Origin of the sequence: Sphingomonas sp. AAP5, from assembly GCF_004354345.1 — a bacterium.
GTDB classification, from domain to species: Bacteria; Pseudomonadota; Alphaproteobacteria; order Sphingomonadales; family Sphingomonadaceae; genus Sphingomonas; species Sphingomonas glacialis.
Window position 1 is genome coordinate 1 of sequence record NZ_CP037915.1, and the last position, 20,490, is coordinate 20,490.

Annotated in this window: 19 protein-coding genes; 16 read left to right on the forward strand and 3 right to left on the reverse strand. The window is 64.8% G+C overall.

Features of this window, described 5'->3' with window-relative positions; all coding sequences use genetic code 11:
* Positions 1-24: 24 nt before the first annotated feature.
* The 12 genes from E2E30_RS19700 to E2E30_RS19755 all read left to right on the forward strand — a co-directional run bounded on the left by E2E30_RS19700 (position 25) and on the right by E2E30_RS19755 (position 14,892).
* Positions 25-927, forward strand: a complete 903-nt coding sequence (locus tag E2E30_RS19700; protein WP_133192380.1) for a replication initiator protein A — start codon at positions 25-27, stop codon at positions 925-927.
* Positions 928-1,104: 177 nt separating this feature from the next.
* Positions 1,105-5,325: a strawberry notch-like NTP hydrolase domain-containing protein gene (locus tag E2E30_RS19705; protein WP_133192381.1), complete on the forward strand. Its 4,221-nt coding sequence runs from the start codon at positions 1,105-1,107 to the stop codon at positions 5,323-5,325.
* A 125-nt stretch (positions 5,326-5,450) separates the two neighbouring features.
* Positions 5,451-7,514, forward strand: coding sequence for a ParB/RepB/Spo0J family partition protein (locus tag E2E30_RS19710; RefSeq protein WP_133192382.1), 2,064 nt, complete (start codon positions 5,451-5,453; stop codon positions 7,512-7,514).
* A 138-nt stretch (positions 7,515-7,652) separates the two neighbouring features.
* Positions 7,653-8,576: an ArdC family protein gene (locus E2E30_RS19715; RefSeq protein WP_133192383.1), complete on the forward strand. Its 924-nt coding sequence runs from the start codon at positions 7,653-7,655 to the stop codon at positions 8,574-8,576.
* Positions 8,573-9,544: a phosphoadenosine phosphosulfate reductase domain-containing protein gene (locus E2E30_RS19720; protein WP_133192384.1), complete on the forward strand. Its 972-nt coding sequence runs from the start codon at positions 8,573-8,575 to the stop codon at positions 9,542-9,544. The genes E2E30_RS19715 and E2E30_RS19720 overlap by 4 nt, the downstream gene beginning before the upstream one ends.
* Before the next feature lie 279 nt (positions 9,545-9,823).
* A complete protein-coding gene (locus E2E30_RS19730) occupies positions 9,824-10,459 on the forward strand; it encodes a hypothetical protein (RefSeq protein WP_133192386.1) in 636 nt (211 codons plus the stop codon).
* Positions 10,460-10,507: 48 nt separating this feature from the next.
* The gene (locus E2E30_RS19735; protein WP_240699160.1) at positions 10,508-11,095 is read left to right on the forward strand and encodes a DUF6927 domain-containing protein; all 588 of its coding nucleotides are present in this window, start codon (positions 10,508-10,510) and stop codon (positions 11,093-11,095) included.
* A 344-nt stretch (positions 11,096-11,439) separates the two neighbouring features.
* Positions 11,440-11,601, forward strand: coding sequence for a hypothetical protein (locus E2E30_RS20870; RefSeq protein ID WP_165954600.1), 162 nt, complete (start codon positions 11,440-11,442; stop codon positions 11,599-11,601).
* Between the two features lie 369 nt (positions 11,602-11,970).
* The gene (locus E2E30_RS20875) at positions 11,971-12,138 is read left to right on the forward strand and encodes a hypothetical protein (RefSeq protein ID WP_165954601.1); all 168 of its coding nucleotides are present in this window, start codon (positions 11,971-11,973) and stop codon (positions 12,136-12,138) included.
* 226 nt (positions 12,139-12,364) lie between these two features.
* Positions 12,365-13,324, forward strand: a complete 960-nt coding sequence (locus tag E2E30_RS19745) for a DUF2493 domain-containing protein (RefSeq protein WP_133192388.1) — start codon at positions 12,365-12,367, stop codon at positions 13,322-13,324.
* A 93-nt stretch (positions 13,325-13,417) separates the two neighbouring features.
* Positions 13,418-13,666 (forward strand): hypothetical protein, encoded by a 249-nt coding sequence (locus E2E30_RS19750; RefSeq protein ID WP_133192389.1) that lies wholly within the window; start codon positions 13,418-13,420, stop codon positions 13,664-13,666.
* A gap of 815 nt (positions 13,667-14,481) precedes the next feature.
* On the forward strand, positions 14,482-14,892 hold the full coding sequence (locus tag E2E30_RS19755; RefSeq protein WP_133192390.1) for a single-stranded DNA-binding protein: 411 nt from the start codon (positions 14,482-14,484) through the stop codon (positions 14,890-14,892).
* A gap of 95 nt (positions 14,893-14,987) precedes the next feature.
* Here the strand turns inward: E2E30_RS19755 and E2E30_RS19760 are convergent, their stop codons facing one another.
* Complete coding sequence (locus tag E2E30_RS19760; protein ID WP_133192391.1) at positions 14,988-15,395, reverse strand: response regulator; 408 nt, start codon at positions 15,393-15,395, stop codon at positions 14,988-14,990.
* 546 nt (positions 15,396-15,941) lie between these two features.
* Between E2E30_RS19760 and E2E30_RS20880 the strand changes: the two genes are divergently transcribed.
* Positions 15,942-16,106: a hypothetical protein gene (locus tag E2E30_RS20880; protein WP_165954602.1), complete on the forward strand. Its 165-nt coding sequence runs from the start codon at positions 15,942-15,944 to the stop codon at positions 16,104-16,106.
* A 199-nt stretch (positions 16,107-16,305) separates the two neighbouring features.
* Here the strand turns inward: E2E30_RS20880 and E2E30_RS19765 are convergent, their stop codons facing one another.
* Positions 16,306-16,659, reverse strand: a complete 354-nt coding sequence (locus tag E2E30_RS19765) for a hypothetical protein (RefSeq protein ID WP_240699161.1) — start codon at positions 16,657-16,659, stop codon at positions 16,306-16,308.
* 222 nt (positions 16,660-16,881) lie between these two features.
* Between E2E30_RS19765 and E2E30_RS19770 the strand changes: the two genes are divergently transcribed.
* The 3 genes from E2E30_RS19770 to E2E30_RS19780 all read left to right on the forward strand — a co-directional run bounded on the left by E2E30_RS19770 (position 16,882) and on the right by E2E30_RS19780 (position 19,735).
* Positions 16,882-17,274, forward strand: a complete 393-nt coding sequence (locus tag E2E30_RS19770) for a DUF3768 domain-containing protein (RefSeq protein WP_206365725.1) — start codon at positions 16,882-16,884, stop codon at positions 17,272-17,274.
* Between the two features lie 1,412 nt (positions 17,275-18,686).
* Positions 18,687-19,373, forward strand: a complete 687-nt coding sequence (locus tag E2E30_RS19775; protein ID WP_133192392.1) for a ParA family protein — start codon at positions 18,687-18,689, stop codon at positions 19,371-19,373.
* Positions 19,370-19,735 (forward strand): hypothetical protein, encoded by a 366-nt coding sequence (locus E2E30_RS19780; RefSeq protein WP_133192393.1) that lies wholly within the window; start codon positions 19,370-19,372, stop codon positions 19,733-19,735. The genes E2E30_RS19775 and E2E30_RS19780 overlap by 4 nt, the downstream gene beginning before the upstream one ends.
* Before the next feature lie 316 nt (positions 19,736-20,051).
* Here E2E30_RS19780 and E2E30_RS19785 read toward each other — a convergent pair whose 3' ends face one another.
* On the reverse strand, positions 20,052-20,450 hold the full coding sequence (locus tag E2E30_RS19785) for a VOC family protein (protein ID WP_133192394.1): 399 nt from the start codon (positions 20,448-20,450) through the stop codon (positions 20,052-20,054).
* Between the last annotated feature and the right edge of the window lie 40 nt (positions 20,451-20,490).

Here is a 20,490-nt window from a genome sequence, read left to right on the forward strand (position 1 = left end):
GTGAAGCTGGTGGGAGCCCCGACGATGGATTCGCGAGAAGTCGCTCTCACCCAGGGTAAGCTGTTCGATTATCTCGACAGCCCGCTGCACGGCAAAGTCCGTGGCGAGCAGAGTATCATGGACTTTCCACTCTTCTCGTTAGCGAAGCGGCCTCAGATGGAGGCGATGACCTACGAGATGGACGGCGTCAAAATCGAGATCAAGCCCAGTTCGAGCGGTATCGCGACGATGTGGGATAAAGAGGTCCTGATATACGTCCTGTCGCTGATGGTGCAGCATATTGGTCGGACCGGGGGTGAAGTACAGAACGTCTTCACCTTCAATGCACACGACTTCTTCCGGGCGACCGGCGTTGGACGCCCATCGAAGCGTGATTACGATCGCTTCATCGAAGCGCTCGGTCGTTTGCAGGGCACGCAGATCCGGACGAACATCAAAACTGGCACCGTGGGGACGAAAGGCTTCTTCTCTTGGTTCGCGGAAGCGCAGGCGACCACTCGCGAAACGGCGAGCGGCGTCGATCAACTCATGCCGGTCCGCGTCCAGCTCTGTGACTGGCTCGTCCGCGCGGTCTCTCGTGACAGCCGTATCTATGACTACCACAACGACTATTTTCGTCTCGGCTCGATTGAACGACGCCTTTATGAATTGGCGCACTGCTATTGTCGTGATGAAGAATATGAAATGCCTCTGGAAATGCTGGGTGCGAAGATCGGCTCAACGTCGCCGCTCCGCACGTTGAAAAGTCAGCTGAAGAAGATCGCAGCCGAGAATAAAATGCCGAGCTACTCAATCGAAGTTCGGGAAGTTGTTCCGGAAGTCCCTGCGCGGGATAAACTAGGCCGACGGGTCGGGAAGCCCGAGACGGTTGTTGTGATGAAGCCCAAGGATCGTTTGACAGGAAGTCGAGCCGCGTTGGCCGCCTGATATCGATCCATATGCCTGACATTCTACGCAACTAGCTGCGGCCGACGCGTCCCAACCGGCTTTGGGAGATGGCTTCGCGGTAGCGATGCTTCGTCGGGCACAAGGCGTGCAGAGGAGAGGGAGCCTTCGGCTTGTTGATCCGGTGATGAGCACCGGGCGACAAGAAGGAAGCCCTCGATGCGCACCTCAGCCGCAGCTCTCGAACTCGACTTCACCGAACCCTCGATCACGGCGGCCAAGGCGGTCGCCGACACCATCGCCAGGAACGGATCGCTCCAGCGCGACACGCTGCTGTGGGTCATGGAGCAAGCCTATGGCGGATCCTCGGCCGACGGTCGTTGGTCGCTACGCGACGCTTACGACATGCTCGAACTCGCCGAGGTCATGCACCTGGCGAAGGCCGACCTGCCGTCCACACCCGGCGATTGCCTTGCCGCGCTGACCGAGCTGGTCGCCAACCTGCCGACGCATACCGTTCGCAGCGAGGAGCAGATCGAGCTTCAGCAATTCTCGACCCCGGCCCCGATCGCCTACCTAGCTGCGCTCGCCGGCAGGATCGCGGCCACGGATCTGGTCCTCGAACCGTCTGCCGGGACAGGCCTACTCGCCGCCTTCGCGCACCGCGTCGGTGCCCGCCTGGTCCTCAATGAGATCGATCCGGCGCGCGCTGAGATGCTCGCTGCCGCGTTCCCGGGCGTTGCTGTCACGCGGCACGACGGCGAGCTGATCCACGATCTACTCGAACCAACGATCCGGCCAACGGCCGTCCTCATCAATCCTCCCTTCTCGCGCAGCATCGGTCGCCACGCCGACCCGCTGGCAGCGTTCCGGCATCTTCGCGCCGCCTTGATGCGTCTCGGCACCGGAGGCCGCTGCGCCGCAATCCTGCCCGATCGCGTGGACACATCGAGCCGCGCCTGGGCCAAAGCGACGAAGGGTTGCACCCTCACGTTGCACCTCGAGCTGCCGGCAGATGCCTATGCCAAGCACGGCACCAGCCAGGCCGTGAAGATCATGGTGTTGGAAAATGGCACCGGCACGCCGGCCGAACTGATCCGCTGCGCGACGCTCGCCGAGGCGCTCGCGGCGATCGCGGCAAAGGCCGCTTCCCCCGTATCCGCGCATGTCCCGCGCACCGCCTCGCTGCTCGCGCGCCCTGCAGGGCGCAGCTCGCTGCTTGGCGGCCTCGCCAGCAAACCGCGCCTCAACGCAGCACCTGCAAAAGCCGCGAGGTCGCAGACCGCGACGCCGATCGATTACACCGTGTTCGCCGAGCCACTCCCGACCGGCGAGTCTGTCGGTGTGTACCTGCCATACCGGCCCAGCCGGATCGCGATCGGCTGCGCATCGGCGCATCCAACCGCGCTGGTGGAATCGATCGCAATGGGCTCGATCACCGCACCGCGGCCGACTTACGTCCCCACGCTCACGCAAACCGTCGTCGACGCGAAGACGCTTTCCGACGCACAGCTCGAGACGCTGATATATGCGGGCGACGCCGTCGAGCGTGACATCCCCGGCCTGTTCAAACCTGTCGAGGAGGGGCTATCGATCGCACCATCCGAGGATGGCCGTCCGTATCGGACCGGCTTCTTCCTCGGTGACGGCACCGGCGCTGGCAAGGGCCGCCAGGTCGCCGCGATCATTCTCGACCAGTGGCTGCGCGGTCGCCGCAAGCACATTTGGGTCTCCAAGACCGAGACGCTGCTCGAAGATGCGCGGCGCGATTGGACCGCTGTTGGCGGTCTCGCACTCGATATCCAGCATCTCAACCAGTGGAAGCTGGGAACGCCGATCGGTGCTGGCGAGGGCGTGCTGTTCCTCACCTATGCGACGCTGCGCTCCAATCGCGGCGACAAGGGCACCCGTCTCCAGCAGATCCTTGAATGGGTTGGCGACGACTATGACGGCATGATCGTTTTCGACGAGGCGCACGAGATGGCCGGTGTCGCAGGTGGCGAAGGCAGCTTCGGCACCAAACAAGGCTCCGACCAGGGTATCGCCGGCGTCCGTCTCCAGAACCTCCTCCCGCGCGCCCGCGTACTCTACGTCTCCGCGACCGGTGCATCCGACGTCAACAATCTGGCCTATGCAACGCGGCTTGGCCTGTGGGGTCCGGGCACGGCGTTCGCCGATCGCCGGACCTTCGTCGACTCCCTGCGCCGGGGCGGGATCGCCGCGCTGGAGCTGATCGCCCGCGACCTGAAAATGCAGGGGCTCTACGTCTCGCGCGCGCTGAGCTTCGCCGGCGTCGAGTACGATATCCTCGAACACAAGCTGACCGCCGACCAGATCGAGGTCTATGACGCCTATGCCGATGCGTGGGCGATCATCCACAGCAACCTGCGCGCGGCGCTGGACGCGACCCGCGTGACGGACAGCTTCTCGAACGACACCTATAACAGCGGCGCCAAGGCGGCCGCACTGTCGATCTTCGAATCCACCAAGCAGCGGTTCTTCTGCCAACTCCTGATCGGCATGAAGCTGCCCTCGCTCGTTCCCGCGATCCGCGCCGATCTCGCCCGCGGCGAGAGCGTCGTCATCCAGCTCGTCTCGACGTCCGAGGCGATGCTCAACCGGGCACTGGCGGCTCTTTCGGTCGAGGAGCGCGCCAATCTCGACATTGAACTTTCGCCGAGGGAGTTTCTCATGTCGTACCTCACGGCCGCCTTCCCGGTCCGGCAGATGAAGACCTTTGTCGACGAGACCGGCAAAACGCGCTCCGAACCGATGTCGGACGAGGACGGCCGCCCCGTCTTCAGCCAGGAGGCGCTCGAGATGCGGGACAACCTCCTCGAGCAGCTCTGCGCGCTGCCCATCGTCGGCTCCGCGCTCGACCATATCATTGGGCATTTCGGCACCGATGCGGTTGCCGAGGTAACCGGGCGCAGTCGGCGTGTCATCATGGACGCTCACGGTCGCCAGCGCGTCGAAAGCCGCTCACCCCGCACCAATCTCGCCGAGACCGACGCCTTCATGCGCGGTGCGAAGAAGATCCTGATCTTCTCCGATGCTGGCGGCACCGGCCGCAGCTATCATGCGAGCCTGACGTGCGAAAACCAGTCGCGCCGCAACCATTACCTCCTCGAGCCGGGCTGGCGTGCTGACGCCGCCATCCAGGGGCTCGGACGCACGCACCGCACCCACCAGGCGACCGCACCGCTGTTCCGGCCGGTGTCGACCGACTGCCGGGGCGAACGGCGCTTCATCTCGACGATCGCGCGCCGGCTCGACAGCCTGGGCGCGCTCACCCGCGGCCAGCGCCAAACGGGCGGTCAGGGCCTGTTCGATTCGCGCGACAATCTCGAAAGCGACTATGCCAAGGAGTCGCTCGATCAGTGGTTTCGCCTGCTCGCCGATGGCAAGCTGCGCTCGACGACGCTGGACGAGTTCCAGAAACTGACCGGCCTCGAGCTGGAGGGCGAAGGTGGCGGGCTCAAGGAGGAGATGCCCCCGATCCAGCGCTGGCTCAATCGCATCCTTGCACTGCGTATTGCCATGCAGAACGCGATCTTCGACGAGTATCTGGGGCTAATCGAGGCCCGAATCGAGGCGGCGAAGGAAGCCGGCACGCTCGATCTGGGTGTCGAGAGCATCAACGCCGAGCGCATCACGATCCTCGATCGCACCGTCATCCGCCGCGACCAGACCAGCGGCGCCGAGACCGAGATCCTCCGATTGGAAACCGAGGAACGCTACAAGCCCCTCGCGCTCGATCGCGCTTTGCGAACCTTAAGCGACGACGCCCGTCTGATCGTCAACCGCAAGTCGGGCAAGGCCGCGATCCGATGCAGCACCTACTCGCTCACCGATGACGATGGCGAGATCGTGCGCCGCTACGAGCTGGTCCGCCCCACGCGCACCGAGCGGATGCGGCAGGATCTTCTGCTCGAGACGATGTGGGAAGATGCGAGCGAGGCGGAGTTTTCCGCGCTCTGGCAGGCCGAGGTCGAGGAGATGTCGGGCAAGACCCGCACCAACACGCTCTACCTCGTCACCGGCCTGCTCCTGCCGGTCTGGGACCGCCTGCCCGACGATCACGTCCAGGTCTGGCGTCTCAACACCGATGACGGCCAGTCCTTCCTTGGCCGCATCGTGCCCGCCCCGCTTGTGACCAAGCTCGCGGACGCCTTCGGCATCGCTGCGACCATCACGGTGTCGGGTGCCGAGACCGCCAAGCACGTCATGGGGACGGCTGAGATCACCGCGCTCGGTGCGTACCGGCTGAAGCGCAGCCTGGTCGCAGGACAGCAGCGGCTCGAATTGCTTGACTGGCCGCACACGCGGTTGGCCGAGCTGAAGGCAGCCGGATGCTTCACCGAGATCATCCAGCACAAGACGCGGATGTTCATTCCCGTCGCGACAGCCGCGATCGTGATCGACCGCATCACCGCCTGACCCGAACAGGGCTCTCTTCCCGATCATCAAAGGGAGGGGAGGGAGCCTTCGGCTTTGTGAGCTTGGAGGACCAGGCTCGCGTGACCGCGGGACGCGGCGCGCTGATCTCGAATGGAGTATGACCGATGATCCAGTCCGTGAAGGTCAAGAACCTGACGCTGTCGAAGGACAATGTGCGCAAATCTAACCGTGGCGCGGGAATCGACCCCCTCGCCGCGAACATCGCAGCCCAAGGGCTGTTGCAGAATCTGATCGTCACCCCGCTCAAGAAGGCGGGGACGTTCACCGTGAAGGCGGGCGGTCGCCGCCTCCGCGCGCTCCAGCTTCTAATCGAGCAGGGCACCCTCCCCGCTGACCACACCGTTCCGGTCCTGGTCCTCGGCGACGACGACAACGCGATCGAGGCGAGCCTCGCAGAAAATTTCCAGCGCTTGCCGATGAACCCGGCCGACGAATGCACCGCGTTCAACTTCCTGATCCAGAAGGGCATGACGGCCGAGGACGTCGCCAAGCGTCAGGGCGTCACCACCCGGTTTGTCGAGCAGCGCGTGCGCCTTGCCGAGCTGGCACCGCCTGTCTTCGAGGCGCTCGCAGCCGGCGAGATTACGCTCGGCGTGGCGCAGGCTTACGCCGTCACCACCGACGTCGATCGCCAGACGCGCGTGTTCGCCCAGATGAAAACGTCCTACTACGGCGACAACCCCGACAACATCCGCCGCGCCATCCTCAACGGCACCGTCAAGGCGAACGACGCCAAGGCCCGCTTTGTCGGTCGCGATGCCTATGTCGCCGCAGGCGGCCGCATCGAGGGCGACCTGTTCGCCACGGAGGGCGATGAGAACTGGATCGACGTCGACCTGATCGAGACGCTTGCGGCCAGCAAGCTCGAAGCCGCAGCAGCCGAACTGGCACAAGCTGAGGGCTTGGCGTTCGTCACGCCGATCGCGGCGACGCACGTCCCTTACGATCTCGAGCGCCAGCTTCATGAGTATCACGCGCCTGCCCGCGCCCTTACCGAGGACGAGACGGCGCGTGTCGAGGTACTGTCGGCCGAGAACGACGCGCTGATCGACCAGCTCGAGCAGGAACTGCCCGACGGCAGTGCCGAGGCCGAGGCGGCAAACGCGCGCATCGAGGCGATCGAGCGCGAATTGGAGACCATCGAGGACGACCGTCACGAGATCGATCCTGCGCTGAAAGCGCAGATCGGGACGTTCGTCTATATCGGGGGCGACGGTGAACCCCGCGTTCATACCCGCCTCTTCAGCGAAAAACCGGTCGTCGATCCGAACGCCCCCCCCAAGGAGTCGGGCGGCGCAGCCGTGGAAGGGGCTGCCGGCGACGCCGAACAGGGTCCGAAGCTCAGCGCCACGCTGATCGATGAACTGGCGACGCAGCGCCGCCAGATCCTCGTCGCTCATATGGCCAGCGACCCGGCGATGGCACTCGACCTCACCATCTTCCTGATGGCGCAGAACGTGGTCTTCGAGCAGGCCCACATCCCGAACCACTCGACCCTGAAGTCGAGCGCCGCTGGATTCCCCATCTTCGGGTTCCGCGACGAGGGATCGATGGCGTCGCAGACGATCGACGACCAGCGCCAGAAGCTCGACACGAGCTGGGCGGGTCTGCCGACCATGACCGCGCGCTTCGACGCCTTCCGAGCGCTCGACGACGAGGCCCGGGGCGCGTGGGTCGCGTTTTCGATAGCACGTACACTCGAACCGACGCTCAACGTCGCCGAGGGCTATCGCAGCAACGGCTTCCATGACCATCTCGGTCGCCTCCTCGACATCCAGGTCGAGAATTGGTGGCGCCCGACGGCCGAGAACTTCTTCGGCCGGGTCAAGAAGCCCGTCATGCTCGACGCGCTCGAGGAGATCGGAGGCCCGATCCTGCGCGGCCGCTACAAGGACGCCAAGAAGGGCGACCTTGCCGGCACTTGCGCCTCGCTGTGCAACGGCCAGGGCATCGTCGAAGCCGAGATCCGCGAGAAGGCGACCGCCTGGCTGCCCGAGGCGATGCGCTTCGACGGCATCGAGAAGGCGGCACGCACGCCGCTGCGCTCCAGCTTCGCCGACGACGAAACGGGGATCGATCCGGACGAGGACGAGGATACCGACCTCGACACCGGTGACGATGCAGTGATCGATCACGAGGAAGAGGAGGATTTCAGCCAAGCGGCCTGACGCCGGCTTGCACATTTCGAGGCACCTGGGGGCGGCACTCTTCGCGGAGTGTCGCCCCTCTTTTTGTGACCCGGCACCGCCCTTCCAGAGGGAAGGATGCTCACGCCGGTTCGCCTCAACCCAACCAGGAGAACGATCGTGGCACAGACCACCGACAAGCCCTCGCCTGCCGACATCATCACCAACACCATCATCGACAAGCTCGAATCCGGGGTGCGTCCATGGGTAAAGCCGTGGCGCCCCGGCCTTGGCGGCCGTCCGCTGCGCGCAACCGGCGATCCCTACAAGGGCATCAACTGCTTCTGGCTGTGGTTGTGCGCCGAGGGCGCGGGCTACAACTCGCGCACCTGGATGACGTACAAACAAGCGCAGGCCCTTGGCGGTCAGGTCCGCGAGGGCGAGCGGTCGCAGATCGCGATCTTCTACAAATCCTACAGCAAGACCGTCGAATCCGTCGTCACCGGCGACACGACCGACGAGATGCGGCGCGTGCTGCGCTCCTACGCCGTGTTCAATTGCGACCAGATCGACGGGCTGTCTACCGACTTCTACCCGAGCCCTGTCAGCATCGTGCCCCCGGCCGATGCGCTCCCCGAGCGCGCGCAGCGCTTCCTCGATGCGCTGCCGGCAACGGTCCACGCGCGCGGCGATCGCGCGTTCTACGACCGCACCGCCGACACCATCACCATGCCGCCCGTCGAGCTATTCTCGACCCGCGCCTACCACGCCGCCACGCTCGCCCATGAGGCTGGCCACTGGACCGGCCATCCCGACCGGCTGGATCGCACGTTCGGCAAGCGCTTCGGCGACGACGCCTACGCGTTCGAGGAGCTTTGCGCCGAGATGACCTCCGCGCTGCTCGGTGCCGATCTCGGTCTGCCGACGTCGCATATGGACGACCACGCCGCCTATATCGGCTCGTGGTTGAAGGTGCTGCGCAAGGACAGCCGCGCGATCATGACCGCCGCGGCGAAGGCCGAAGCCGCAGCCGGCTATCTGCTCCGCGCGACCGGCCTCGACGCCTCGGCCGAACCCGAGGAACAGATCCGTGAAGCAGCGTGACCGTTCCGGCCGCCCTCCCCGACCTCGGCGCCTACCGGCGCTTCGTCGTGGCATTCAGTGGCGGCAAGGACAGCCTTGCCGCCCTGCTCCACCTCCTCAGCCTCGGCGTGCCGGCACACGCGATCGAGCTGCATCACCATGATGTCGATGGCCACGGCCCGACCTTCATGGATTGGCCGTGCACGCCCGCCTATGTCCGCGCGATCGCCGAGCATTTCGGCATCGCGCTCTACGCCTCATGGCGCGAGGGTGGCTTCGCGCGCGAGCTGGCACGCGACGACGCGCCGACCGCGCCCATCGCGTTCGAGACGCCGACCGGCATCGGCCGTGCCGGAGGCAACTGCCCTGCCGGCACGCGCGGGCTGTTCCCCCAGACGTCTCCCGATCTTCGGGTGCGCTGGTGCAGCCCGGCGCTGAAGATCGACGTCCTCGCGGCCGCGATCCGGAATCAACCCCGCTTCCTCGAGGGGCGCACGCTCGTCATCACCGGCGAGCGCGCCGAGGAAAGTCCCTCGCGTGCGCGTTATGCGACGCTCGAAACGCATCGCACCTCCACCATCGCGCGTGCAGTCGATCATTGGCGCCCGGTCCATGACTGGACCGAACGCCTGATCTGGGATGCGATCGCGCAAGCGCGCATTCGTCCGCACCCGGCCTACGTCCTGGGATGGGGGCGTCTGTCGTGCCGGGCCTGCATTTTCGGATCGCCCGACCAATGGGCGACGCTCCGTCTCGTCTTCCCCGCCGCCTTCCGCCGGGTTGCGGCTCGCGAAGCCGCGAGCGGGAAGACGATCCATCGCTCGCTCACCGTCACGCAGCTCGCTGATCGCGGCACGGCGTTTCCGGCCGCGACGCTGCATCCCGACGAATTGGAGCAAGCCGATGATCCGGTCTGGCGTCTTGCGATCCTGGCGGATCGCTGGACGCTCCCTGCCGGTGCCTTCGGCGACCATGCAGGCCCGCCATGAACGCCGCCACGCGCGTCGACCTCATGGACCTGCTCGCTCCCACGCGAGAAGACCCGCTGTGGGAGGCCAACAAATCGGGATGGCACTGCTTCGTCATGGGCAACGACCGTTGCCATTACCGCCGTGGGAGCAAGCTCCGCACGGCTTGGCAGTGCGGGTATGATGCAGCCTCACGGTCGGCCGATCCTGTCGGCCGGATGCTCTGACTAAAGCCCGGTTGACGGAGGAGAGGAAGCCTTCGGCCTTTTGAGCGCGCCCTGGCGCTCAGGAGGTTCGGCCATGCTCTACGACACGCACTACCGCCACAATGAGGCGCTTTCTCCCGACGCGCTCGGCACCCTGCCCGCAGCGCTCCACGCCCTGAACGCTGGCGTCGACGACTGCCGGCGTGCCGGCAAACCGATCGACCGCGACGCGTCGATCCTGCTGCTGATCCGCAACCTGGCGTCCGTCGCCGAACGTGGCGCGCCCAGCACGAACGAGCTGCGGCTCCGCTGCGCGGAAGACCGCAACAGCGTCATCTCCGGACCCGCGCTGCTCGACATCGCCGGCAACAGCGTCGCCGACGATGCCGCCGCGAAACGCACCTTCCATCGGCAGGCACGCCTCGCGCTCGCTTCGCTTGCCGAGGCGATCGGCCTAAATGCGCATGACGTCCGCATCGATACCGACATGGGCGGAATTGGTGACGATGGCACGACCGAGCTGCGCCACGCCGATCTCTCGATCCGGGTGCGTCCGCACAGCTTCCTCGCGGACAGCGAGATCACCTTCAACCGCTGCCGGGGCGGCGAACACGCCGGCCCCGTTCAACGCGCACCGATCGCCGAGCTGCTGGACGTGAGCACGTTCCAGCGCCGGCTTACCGCGACGGTTGGCGACGTTGGCGCTCCGCGCCTCGCCGCGGCCGCCTGATCCTCACGTCACCGGAGACTTATCATGGGTTGGCTCTTCATGCGCGATATGGGTGGCTACGCCACCCCGCGCTCGTATCTCGACAACCAGTTCACCTACCAGCGCGACACACATCGCCTCACCGTGCTGGCATCCGCCATGGTCGGATCGACCTATTACGCCGCTTGCGAGCGCTTGGCGGACGACGCCGAACGAGTCGTATTCGGCATCGTCTGCCTCACCAAGACCAGCACCGGCGCGCGCGACGGCTGCACGTTCGGGTTTAAGGACATGGATGAAACGGTCGGGCCGAACGAGAGCGAGTGCCCGGCCGCGATCCTCGACGAGCTGACCGAAACGGACAGCGAATACGCCCTGGCCTGGCGCGCGCGGTGCCGCGCCAACCTGCTCGCCAAGAAGCTCGACCGGGCCAAGCCGACGCCGAAGCCCGGGCAAACGATCATCTTCGATGAACCCATGCGCTTCAGCGACGGCAGCGACCGCAGCCGCTTCGAGGTGGTCGCGAACCCCAAGGGCAAGACGCCGCTGTTCCGTGACCCGGAAAGCCGCGCGATCTGCCGCATCCCGGCGTTTCGGAAGCGCGCCTACCGCATCGTTCATGCGGCGATCGTCGTGCGGGACGCGGCCAGTGGCTGACCGCCCGCCCGTCATCGCCGCCTGGGGGGCCGGCGTGGTGCGACGCCGCGTCCCGGCAGCATCACCGAGTTCATCCGCGAACGCGGCCTCCTATCACCGGCCGAAGTCGACCGCATCATCGAGACGGCGCCCTCGGCGCTACTCGATTTTCAGGCCGCGCAGGCCGCGCTTCTCCCTGAGCAACGCGTCCCGATGGGGCGCTGGCTCGACGACTTTCATCGCGCGTCCGACGCGCTGGCCGAAGACCATCAACATGGTACTGAGATTCCGGCGAACTCTGCACCGAACCGGCACTGACCGCCTTCGGCGTCACCTTTGCCGAGGGTCACGAGGACCACGGGTGAATGATGGCGCTGGAGTTTAAGGCGCATCTCAATCGCGATTGGAACGTCGGCGATCACGCGCGTGAGATCAGCAGCGTCCTCTCCGCTGGTCGCTTCGGGACCCACGCCCACGAAGGCTGGCCCGCTCTCGCCTTTCCGGCCGAGCGTCCCCGCTACGAATGACCCGAACCGCTTGGGTCTCCAATTTTGCCAACCTTCAGAAGTCCGGTCTCATGAAGACCTTCACCGACCCCTTTCGAATACCCTGCCCATTACCGAGCGGAAATCACGGTTGAGGCGGAGGACGCTGTCAGCGCCTGCCGCTCCGCGATCGACGCGTCGCACACGACCGACGGGTGGAAGAGCCTCGACACGGAGCATCCCACTTATGTCTGCGCGATCGCTGAAGGTGCGGAAGTCGATCCTTGGCGCTTTGTCCCGGATGGGGGCGATGCCTCCGTCCTGCCCGTCCCGGGCCTGTTCTCCGAGGTGGCGGCGTGCGCGGGCCATGCCGTGACCCGGAGCGAGGATCTGGTTGACCCGCTACACATCATGATCGACGCGATCGGCGCCGATGGAGCGTTGAGAATCACCCCAGCTGCGATGGTCCGCTTGTGTGCAACGGGGCAGGCACTTCTCGACGACATCGCGACGTTCGGGTTGAGCCCCACTTCAACCGTAGCAGCAGGCGTGGTCACGTCTGCACCCGACGCCACCTGACGCCCGACAGCCTTCCGCCAGAGAGATGCGGCACATGGGCGGCCGCGAGACCCCCGCAACCGCGAAAATCCGGGCCGAGTTGCCGCTTTGCGGCTGCCCGCACCACCCCGGTTTTTGCGGTTTCCCTCCGCTACGCTCCGGTGCGGGCGTCTCTTATTCGGCCGCCCAGGAGGTGCGCATCCGGCGGATAGGCCGCCGGCCTCGATCAGATGAAGGGCTTGACCCCATGACCACTTCCCTCGCTGCCGCACTCTCCGCTCTGGAGCTTGGACACCTCGAACCCCGCGCCGAAGACATTTCAGGCATGTGCCCGCCCTCGACCGAAGCACTGGAGCAGACCACCACCGCCATCTGGAGCGACCTGTTCGCAACCCTCCAGAACACGTCGCTCGAGCGCGACATCGAGGAGATGGGCTGGGGCCTGGTCAACCTCTTCCACCGGGCCGCGGCGAAGAAGCACGCGACCATTGACCGTCTCACCGACGAGATCAGGCTCCTCCTGGCAGAGCAGGACGGTTCGGAGATCAACACCGCCAACCTCGAGGACAAGATCGACCTTGCCAAGAAGATCGAGGAGGCCGCCACCTGCTACGAACACATGCGCGACACCGCAGCGGCTCACTATATCCGCGAGACCGGCCGTTCCTGGATCCCGTCGACCGGCAACCGCATTTCGCTCGGGGTTACGTCGGCAATCGTTGACGGACGCGCCTTCCTCCAGGCTCGGCGCGAGCGGGTCCGCGACGCCAACACTGCACAGGGCACGCCAGTAGTATTTGCCGGGGGACGGCTGACCTTCCGGACCGATGAGGACATGAAGGCGTTTGGCGACAATCTGCTGCGTACCCTGGGTGCGGTTCGGGAGCGCGTCGGCGACATGTATCTCGTCCATGGCGGCGACATGAAGGGGATCGAGCGAATCGCGGCGTCGTGGGCCGAGCAAAACGGCATCCAGCAAGTCCGCTTCGGTCTCGATCGCAAGCTGGGTGATCGTGCCGGCTTCCGTCGCAACGAGCAGATGCTCTCGCTGAAGCCCCGCTACGTCATCGCCTTCCAGGGTAACGGCGTGACCGAGCGTCTGGTCATCGACGCCAAGAAGGCCGGCATCCGCGTGGTCGATCGTCGCGGTCCGCTGGGGACCCCGCCCGCAGCTCAGAACGCTCAGCGCGACCGAGAGGTCGCCTGAGCTTCGGCTCGGCCGCTGGCAAAGCCAGCGGCCTCGCCCTTTGCCGCCTCCCCGCAGATTCCACTCACTTCCACCCCATCTGGGAGCAAACCGATGCCTCGCCCAACCCGTAACAGACGGCTGCGCATTGCGGTCGCTTCGCGTTTCGCGTTTCGCGCTTCGTCTGACGGCGATACCTGCCACGTCGTCATGACGGACAATCGCAGCGCTCCTCGCGCGAGCGGCAAGAGGGTTTTCGTCACCGTCACCGTCGCCGGCCCCCGCCTGCATGACGACGCGGATCGCGCTGTCGAGGTCATGATCGGTCGTGCAGGCTTCCCAGGGCGAACAGCCGAGCGGTGATGACTGGTTCCTAAGGGCAAGCTCGCGAAGGTTCGGGGCCAATAGTGTCGCGACCAGCGCGCTATTCCGCTTCGCTTCACCGAGCCCCTTAGCCGGTCTTGGCCCATTCGGGTGACGATCGACTGACGGGGGGCTTACCGTGCCCGCATCGCGATTCCGACGCGGAGCGGTTCCGTGGGGCGAGGCCGGAGTCTGCCCCGCGCCGTGTGCCTCTCGTTCAGGCCACACGCCACCTCACCGCGTTGGTCTCTGCGCCGGCTTCGCCGCTCTATGCCAGGGGGGATGCGCTGCCGGAATCACGACAGCCGCGTTCGGTTCCTGCCGTCCGGGCGGGGCGCTGCGCAGCACGAACCCCCCATCGTCATCTCGACACGCACGACGCGCGCGCGCCGTGACGGCGAAAGGCGGCACCAAGGTCCACGCCGCAACCATCATCCTTCACGACAGACACCGGCGCAGGGCGCGATCACCAGCGAGGTAGGGTGTCAGCGCCGCCCGGATAGCGGGATCAAGGCATAGTGGCACTGCCGGACGAGCAACGCGACAAGGGCGTTCTGCTTCACGGTTCTATGTCCGTTGCCCGCCGTGGGGGGCCATCCCCTCTCTTTCCTGAACGACCTAATCCGGCCGTCCACCCGCTCCAACCCGCGATCATTCGGGCCGAGTTGCCGTGTGCCACGGCTGCCCGCACCACCCCTTCGATCGGGGTTCCCCTGCGCGTCTACGCGCTTTCGGTGGAGAGGGCGTCCTGGCCGTCTTTTTTGGTGTTCAGTCGAGGGGACGGACCCCCCGGCGAGCAAAAAAGGAACCTCGAAATGCAGAACCTCGTCATCCTCGCCGGCAACGTCGGCGCCACGCCTGAAATCCGCACCACCCAGGGCGGCACCAAGATCACCAACTTCTCCCTCGCCACCTCGCGCCCCAAGCGCGACCAAGACGGCAAGACCATGAAGGATGGCGAAGGTCGCCGGGTCGAGGACACCGAATGGCACCGGATCACCTGCTTCAACGGCGTCGGCAAGACCGTCGCGCAGTATGTCGAGAAGGGCCAGAAGGTCATGGTCCGGGGCCGCATCCACTACACCCGCTGGACCGACGATCAGAACATCGAGCGCTACGGTGTCGAGATCATCGCCGACGAAGTGACCTTCCTCTCCTACGGCAAAAGCCGCCAGGAACGCCAAGGCGCCGCGCAGGACGATGAGGCGGATGACGTCCCCTTCTGAGGGAGGCAGTACGGGCCCGGAGCTGACGCTCCGGGCCTCTTTTAGCGTTCACCGGCCAATCAGGACCGCAAGGTCATAAGTTCACGAAAACACAGCTACACCGCGCGCTTGAGCTGTTCGAGTTGCCTGTTGTCCGGCAGCTTCTCCGTGAGATGTTGCTGGAGCATGCGATCGTCGAAAGGCTTGCCGATGCACGTTGCTTTGTCGGGCATGTCCCCCGGACATGGCGTCACGTTGCCGCTTGTGAGCACGATCTCGATCCAGGGCCAATACTCGGCAACGTAATGGGTTCGCGCGAACCCGTCGCAGTCGCAGGGCATCGCCACGCCGGAGAACATGAGCGTCACACCGTCGGCGTCATCGCCCAGGAAGGCCTTAGCCTCCTCGCCCGTACCCGCTTGGTGAAAGTGAAAACCCGCTCCGTCCGGAATGTCGCACGCATGCCTGAGAATGAGCGGATCGTCGTCGACTACCAATGCATAGAGGACGGTAGGGATCGCCATTCAGTCTAAGCCTTATCATGAAGCCGGGTAGCCTGTGTCGGTGTGTCGAGACGAGTTGGCGTCTCCCGGCGAAGCCGGGACCGTCGCTCTATTCCGCTTCGCTCCACCGAGCCCGTAGCCGGTCTCGGCCCGTTCGGGTGACGATCGACTGACGGGCGCGCAGCGCGGAAACGTCTTTCCGAAAAGCGGCAACTTCCTTCCATTCTGGCCCGGCCGGGGTTGCACCGCCGCGCAGCGCACTGTCCCTGTCGACATCGGGGCGCCGAGAGGGGGCACGGAATGAACAGGTGTCCACCGCGCCCGCGAGGGGGCGCGTTACCGGCAAACCAACGCTGAGCACGACGTTCCGGGCAGGCGGGCTTCACCCCGCTCTTGAGGCGCAATCCTTGGGCCGGCTCAGGGCCTTGTACGATCAACCCGCAAGGGGTCCGGGCGCTTCGCTACGGCTTTTTTCGCAAGCGATAAAAGTGATCGCGCCCCTTCCCCGTCCTGTCGGGCGCCTGTCGAGCGGGGATGAACCCCGCCGGCTTCACAGGAGCCTCGGACATGTTCAACGATATCTGGATCGCCCGCAAAAACGCCATGGGCCTCGCAAGAACCTTGATGGTGGCAACCATGGTCATTGCCGTCGGCACGGGGTACGCCGTCATCACCGCCGAGGATCACGACAGCTCGCTCACGATCGTCAACGAGTACGACCCTTACGCCTGAGCCTCCCGGGGGGCCTCGGCCCCCCTCCCCTCCCCTCCCCGCTCTTCAACGGTGAAGGCGCCGGAGCGGGCATCGAGCCCGCCCCGGCCCCGCTGCGCAAGCACGGCAGCGCTGCTGGACGAAAGGCTTCTACCCCCTTCCAACCACCGATTTGGTGCGGGATGCAAATTCAGACGGTATCTCTTTCGGACGCGGGCAATCAGCTCCACGCCGTCCGGACAGGCGGCAGTTCCTCGAACACCTTCATCAGCCGCGGGTCGCGCAGGAGTGTCACCCATTCCCGGCCATAGGTTCGCGACGCGAGATAGAACGTAGACCCTTCGCACTCGACCATCCGGCAGCGCTCCAGCTTGTCGACGAGCGAATAGTCGGAGCCGTGGCGCGCCACGATGTCTTCCAGCTCGGCCCGCATCAGCGTCCCGCATTTGCAGCAACGGATCCGAACCAACGCGTTCATTCGGAGCATGTCGCCGACGCTTTCCATCCACCGGGGCCACAGGGCAACGATATTGGCAGCCGTTTCCATGATCGAACGATACGCCGCGATCGGCATGGTCGTCCAGCATCAGCCTCGACCTGAAGTCTCTTCCAGGTCGACGATCCGCGCGGCATTTCGGGCTCCTACGTCCTGGCCGGGGCGCCCCCCCCGCGCAAGCCCGCCAGCGGGCTTCTCCACTCCGTTGTGACCCTACGGGTGCGCGAGCGATCTATGCCCCGGCCGTCCTGTCGCCTGTCGAAAGGCCCCGATCGTCGGGGTCATTGGCAGGAGACCATCATGGCCGAGCAAAAGCCTCAATCAGACCGCGCCAAGGGTGGCGCAGCGGAGATCGCCCGCCTCAACGACTGGCTGCGCGAGCATCTCACCGCCCCGGGCAACAACCGGGTCGTGATGACCAGCGGGATCGCAGACCTGATCGGCGACATCAGCCTCTTCCGAAATTTCCGGAAGCGGGCGGAGCTGCTCCGCGCGGTTCGCGACTTCGACGCCTTCGACGATGCGATCGACCCCTACGGCGAGCACGACCTGGGCCGGTTCCGGTTTGAAGGCACCGACTGCTACTGGAAGATCGACTATTACAATCACGACCTGAGCGCGGGCTCAGAGGATCCGGCCGATCCCTTCAAAACCACGCGCGTCCTGACGATCATGCGCGTCGACGAACGATGACGCATCGCCCCGGCGCGATGGCGCCGGGGTTCCCCCTGCTGCGGAAAGGATGAGATCATCAATTTCGAGCCCCCCTTCCCCACACCACGCTCGGCGATCAGCAGGGCCGTGCGGGAGCGCCCGGGGTCTTAGATCGCCTCGCTCATGGCAGCGGTCATCGTGATGGCGGTATTCTTTCCGATGAGATCGAGTGCTTCAATGCCTGCGACTTGCCGCAGAATTTCGTTGAGACCAGCCGACGGTCGCTATCTGGACATCGACGGTTGTCCGGGAAGGGGGACTGGTGCGTGTGGGAGGCAAGACCGTCGCGTGGGTCGGCGCCTCCCCTGCCCTACCAACGTCGGAAAGGCTCTGTCGTCGACTTTGTCCATCGTGACGACCGGGCGGAGCCAGCGTCAAGGATGCGCGGTTCCCCCAATTTTGACGCGGCCTTCGCTTCGCTTCGACCACGACAAAATCGGCACCCCCACGCCCCGCTTGCGCGGCCGCTGCGCGGTCCTGTGACCCTGACCCCACCCCATCGTCAGTCGGCATCCGTCTCAACGAACAGACGGAGGTTCACATGCACGTCCAAACCGCACGCACCCAGGCATGGCTCGCTGAATTTGCAAGCATCCAAGCGGAGATCGCAGCACACGGGATGCCCGAGCGGGCACCCCTCCCCGCAGTAAGGCGGACCCGCAAGCTCAAGCCGCTCTGGGAGGAATGAACATCGTCCGGGCGGCCTCGGCCGCCCGATTAGAGGATCGGGTCTTCGTCTTGAGCGTCGTTATATCCGGTGTGATGCAGGTCGTGTCGAACGAGATCGGGCCGTGGGTGCTTCACGATCGATTTCGCCATTTTGCGCTTTGGTGAACGCCGATCATGTTTGTCGCGTTCGGCGGCTCAATCTCTTGTCGATTTGTGGCTTGGCACTGCGGATTCATCAATTGCTTTGGCGACACGCGAACTGAGGGGAATTGTTCCTTCGTCTGGTAGCTGCTTGGTAGCAACGAGCTAGCGACATTGTAGCGACCTGATCGCTGATTGCGTTCGGGTAGCAACCCGATAGCTATGACCTAGCATGTTCATACTTGGTTGGTGGCCTTGCTTCTCTCGCTTTTACGACCGGGTCTCGACGGTATCGCAAGGGCGCGTATCGCTGGTTGGTAGCAAGCAGCAACCGACTACCAACCAGATCGCGAGCATGTAGCTCCTTAGCCGCAGCATTGTTGCATCTAAGCTGCGATTGGCTCGCGGTAAACTCGCTACTAACTCGCGGTCTAGTTGTGATCAAATCGCAATCATACCGCAAGTTGTTCGCTGTCAGAATGCGTCAAAGTCGCTAGACGCTAGCTGCTAGGTTGCGATATAGCAGCTTCATGAACGCTGGCTGCTACATGGTGGCAACCTGGCCGCAACGGGAGAGCAGCATGCCAGTCATCAGCTTCGTGTCGCCGAAAGGCGGGGTGGGCAAGACCACCGCGACATTGTTGCTCGCCGGAGAGTTGGCGGAGGCGGGGGGTACCGTACGCCTGATCGATGCTGACCCGAACCTTCCGCTGGTCGACTGGGGCCAGTTACCGGGACGACCGGATGCGATAACTGTCGTCGGGTGCCGCGACGAAAACGCGATCATCGATGAAATCGAGAGGGGCGTGTCGGAGGCGCGCTTCACACTCGTTGACCTCGAAGGCGCGGCGACCGCGACCGTCACGTTCGCAATCGCGCAAAGCGATCTGGTGATCATTCCTTGCAAGGGGTCGCATCTGGATGCCACCCAGGCTGCCCGCGCTATCAAGCTCGTCAAGCAGACGGCGCGCGGTACCAGGACAGAGATCGATTATGCGATCCTGTTCAGCCAAATCCCGCCGGCGCTGCGCTCGAACAATCAGAAGGACATCGCGGAGCAGTTCAACGATGCTGAAATTCCAGTCCTTCCGGTCATGATCTACAATCGCGAGGCCTATCGCGCGATGTTCGCCGCTGGTGGAACGCTTCGCACCATCAACGACAAAGGCGTCGGTAACATGAAGGCAGCGCTCGAGAACGCCGAGGCCTATGCGGCTGCGGTGATCGCAAGGCTGCGTAAGGCGCGTACCGTGAAGGAGGCAGCATGACCCGGTCCCGGCTCGATCTCTCGGAGTTCGATGATACGCCCCCGAACAAGGATCCAGCCAAGCTACGCGAGATCAGCGACGGGGCCGGCTTTCCGTCCCGTCCCGCCGTTCCCGCTGTAGCCGCCCCGCCTGTAGCGGCGCCCGTGCCTCAAGAGCGTCCCCAAGCCGGGACATTCCAACGGCCGCCACGCGTAACCGGCAATCGCAATATCGCGATCAACGTGAGGGTAGATCCCGAGACCGCTGCGAGACTCTATGCTCTTCGTGACGCGGACCCGGCACGCAAACGCGTGCTCGCCGACGTCGTCGCTGATGCGGCGCTTTTGCTTTACGAACGCGAGATCGATGGCGCTAGTCAATAGGTAGGGCGGGATCCTCGCTTGGCAGAACCGCGACGGCGCCCGAAACACCGTACGCGCGGCGCCCGCGCGCAGCGGCGCACGGGCAATCGCCAGCCACCAACACGACGCAATCGGTGGTGGGCCGGCAGGGGAGGGGGCAGCCTCATCTGGCGCCGTCAATCTGCTTTCGGGTATTCTGCTCGGCCGCGCTGAAGCGAGCGCCGGCGGTCAGCCTCCGTCGGCGCAACACCCAGACAGGCCGTGGCTGCCAAGATTGGGGAACCGCTGCGTTCGATCCCGGCCAATGAACTTACCGCATAGGATGGTGGATCGAAGGTCATCCCTTGCCCACGCTAGGTTCGATCAAATCCCATCGGTTTCCGTAGAGGTCTTCGAAGACCGCCACCGTGCCATATGGTTCATGGCGAGGGGCTTCGACAAAACGGATGCCCAGCTGCGTGTAAGCGAGGTGGTCACGGGCAATGTCGTCTGTTTCGAGAAACAGGAAAACGCGACCGCCGCTTTGATCGCCGATCGCCTCACGTTGCCGGTCGCCAATCGCTCGCGTTAGTAACAGTCCGTTCGCCGCACCATGCGGCGCGACCACCACCCACCGCTTGTGATCAGTCAGCACGGTATCTTCACGCAGTTCGAGGCCAAGCTTCTGAACGAAGAAGGAGAGCGCGGTGTCATATTCGTCGACAAGGAGAGCGGTCAGGTTCAAGCGTTGAGGCATCCGATGAGGCTGCCCTAACCTGGACGCCAAGCCAACGCCG

What these genes read in the sequence shown, in the direction of transcription:
- E2E30_RS19700 (WP_133192380.1), top strand. Translation starts at nt 25, where the DNA reads ATGGATTCGCGAGAAGTCGCTCTCACCCAGGGTAAGCTGTTCGATTAT.
- E2E30_RS19705 (WP_133192381.1), top strand. Translation starts at nt 1,105, where the DNA reads ATGCGCACCTCAGCCGCAGCTCTCGAACTCGACTTCACCGAACCCTCG.
- E2E30_RS19710 (WP_133192382.1), top strand. Translation starts at nt 5,451, where the DNA reads ATGATCCAGTCCGTGAAGGTCAAGAACCTGACGCTGTCGAAGGACAAT.
- E2E30_RS19730 (WP_133192386.1), top strand. Translation starts at nt 9,824, where the DNA reads ATGCTCTACGACACGCACTACCGCCACAATGAGGCGCTTTCTCCCGAC.
- E2E30_RS19735 (WP_240699160.1), top strand. Translation starts at nt 10,508, where the DNA reads ATGGGTGGCTACGCCACCCCGCGCTCGTATCTCGACAACCAGTTCACC.
- E2E30_RS20870 (WP_165954600.1), top strand. Translation starts at nt 11,440, where the DNA reads ATGATGGCGCTGGAGTTTAAGGCGCATCTCAATCGCGATTGGAACGTC.
- E2E30_RS20875 (WP_165954601.1), top strand. Translation starts at nt 11,971, where the DNA reads ATGATCGACGCGATCGGCGCCGATGGAGCGTTGAGAATCACCCCAGCT.
- E2E30_RS19745 (WP_133192388.1), top strand. Translation starts at nt 12,365, where the DNA reads ATGACCACTTCCCTCGCTGCCGCACTCTCCGCTCTGGAGCTTGGACAC.
- E2E30_RS19750 (WP_133192389.1), top strand. Translation starts at nt 13,418, where the DNA reads ATGCCTCGCCCAACCCGTAACAGACGGCTGCGCATTGCGGTCGCTTCG.
- E2E30_RS19755 (WP_133192390.1), top strand. Translation starts at nt 14,482, where the DNA reads ATGCAGAACCTCGTCATCCTCGCCGGCAACGTCGGCGCCACGCCTGAA.
- E2E30_RS19760 (WP_133192391.1), bottom strand. Translation starts at nt 15,395, where the DNA reads ATGGCGATCCCTACCGTCCTCTATGCATTGGTAGTCGACGACGATCCG.
- E2E30_RS20880 (WP_165954602.1), top strand. Translation starts at nt 15,942, where the DNA reads ATGTTCAACGATATCTGGATCGCCCGCAAAAACGCCATGGGCCTCGCA.
- E2E30_RS19765 (WP_240699161.1), bottom strand. Translation starts at nt 16,659, where the DNA reads ATGCCGATCGCGGCGTATCGTTCGATCATGGAAACGGCTGCCAATATC.
- E2E30_RS19770 (WP_206365725.1), top strand. Translation starts at nt 16,882, where the DNA reads ATGGCCGAGCAAAAGCCTCAATCAGACCGCGCCAAGGGTGGCGCAGCG.
- E2E30_RS19775 (WP_133192392.1), top strand. Translation starts at nt 18,687, where the DNA reads ATGCCAGTCATCAGCTTCGTGTCGCCGAAAGGCGGGGTGGGCAAGACC.
- E2E30_RS19780 (WP_133192393.1), top strand. Translation starts at nt 19,370, where the DNA reads ATGACCCGGTCCCGGCTCGATCTCTCGGAGTTCGATGATACGCCCCCG.
- E2E30_RS19785 (WP_133192394.1), bottom strand. Translation starts at nt 20,450, where the DNA reads ATGCCTCAACGCTTGAACCTGACCGCTCTCCTTGTCGACGAATATGAC.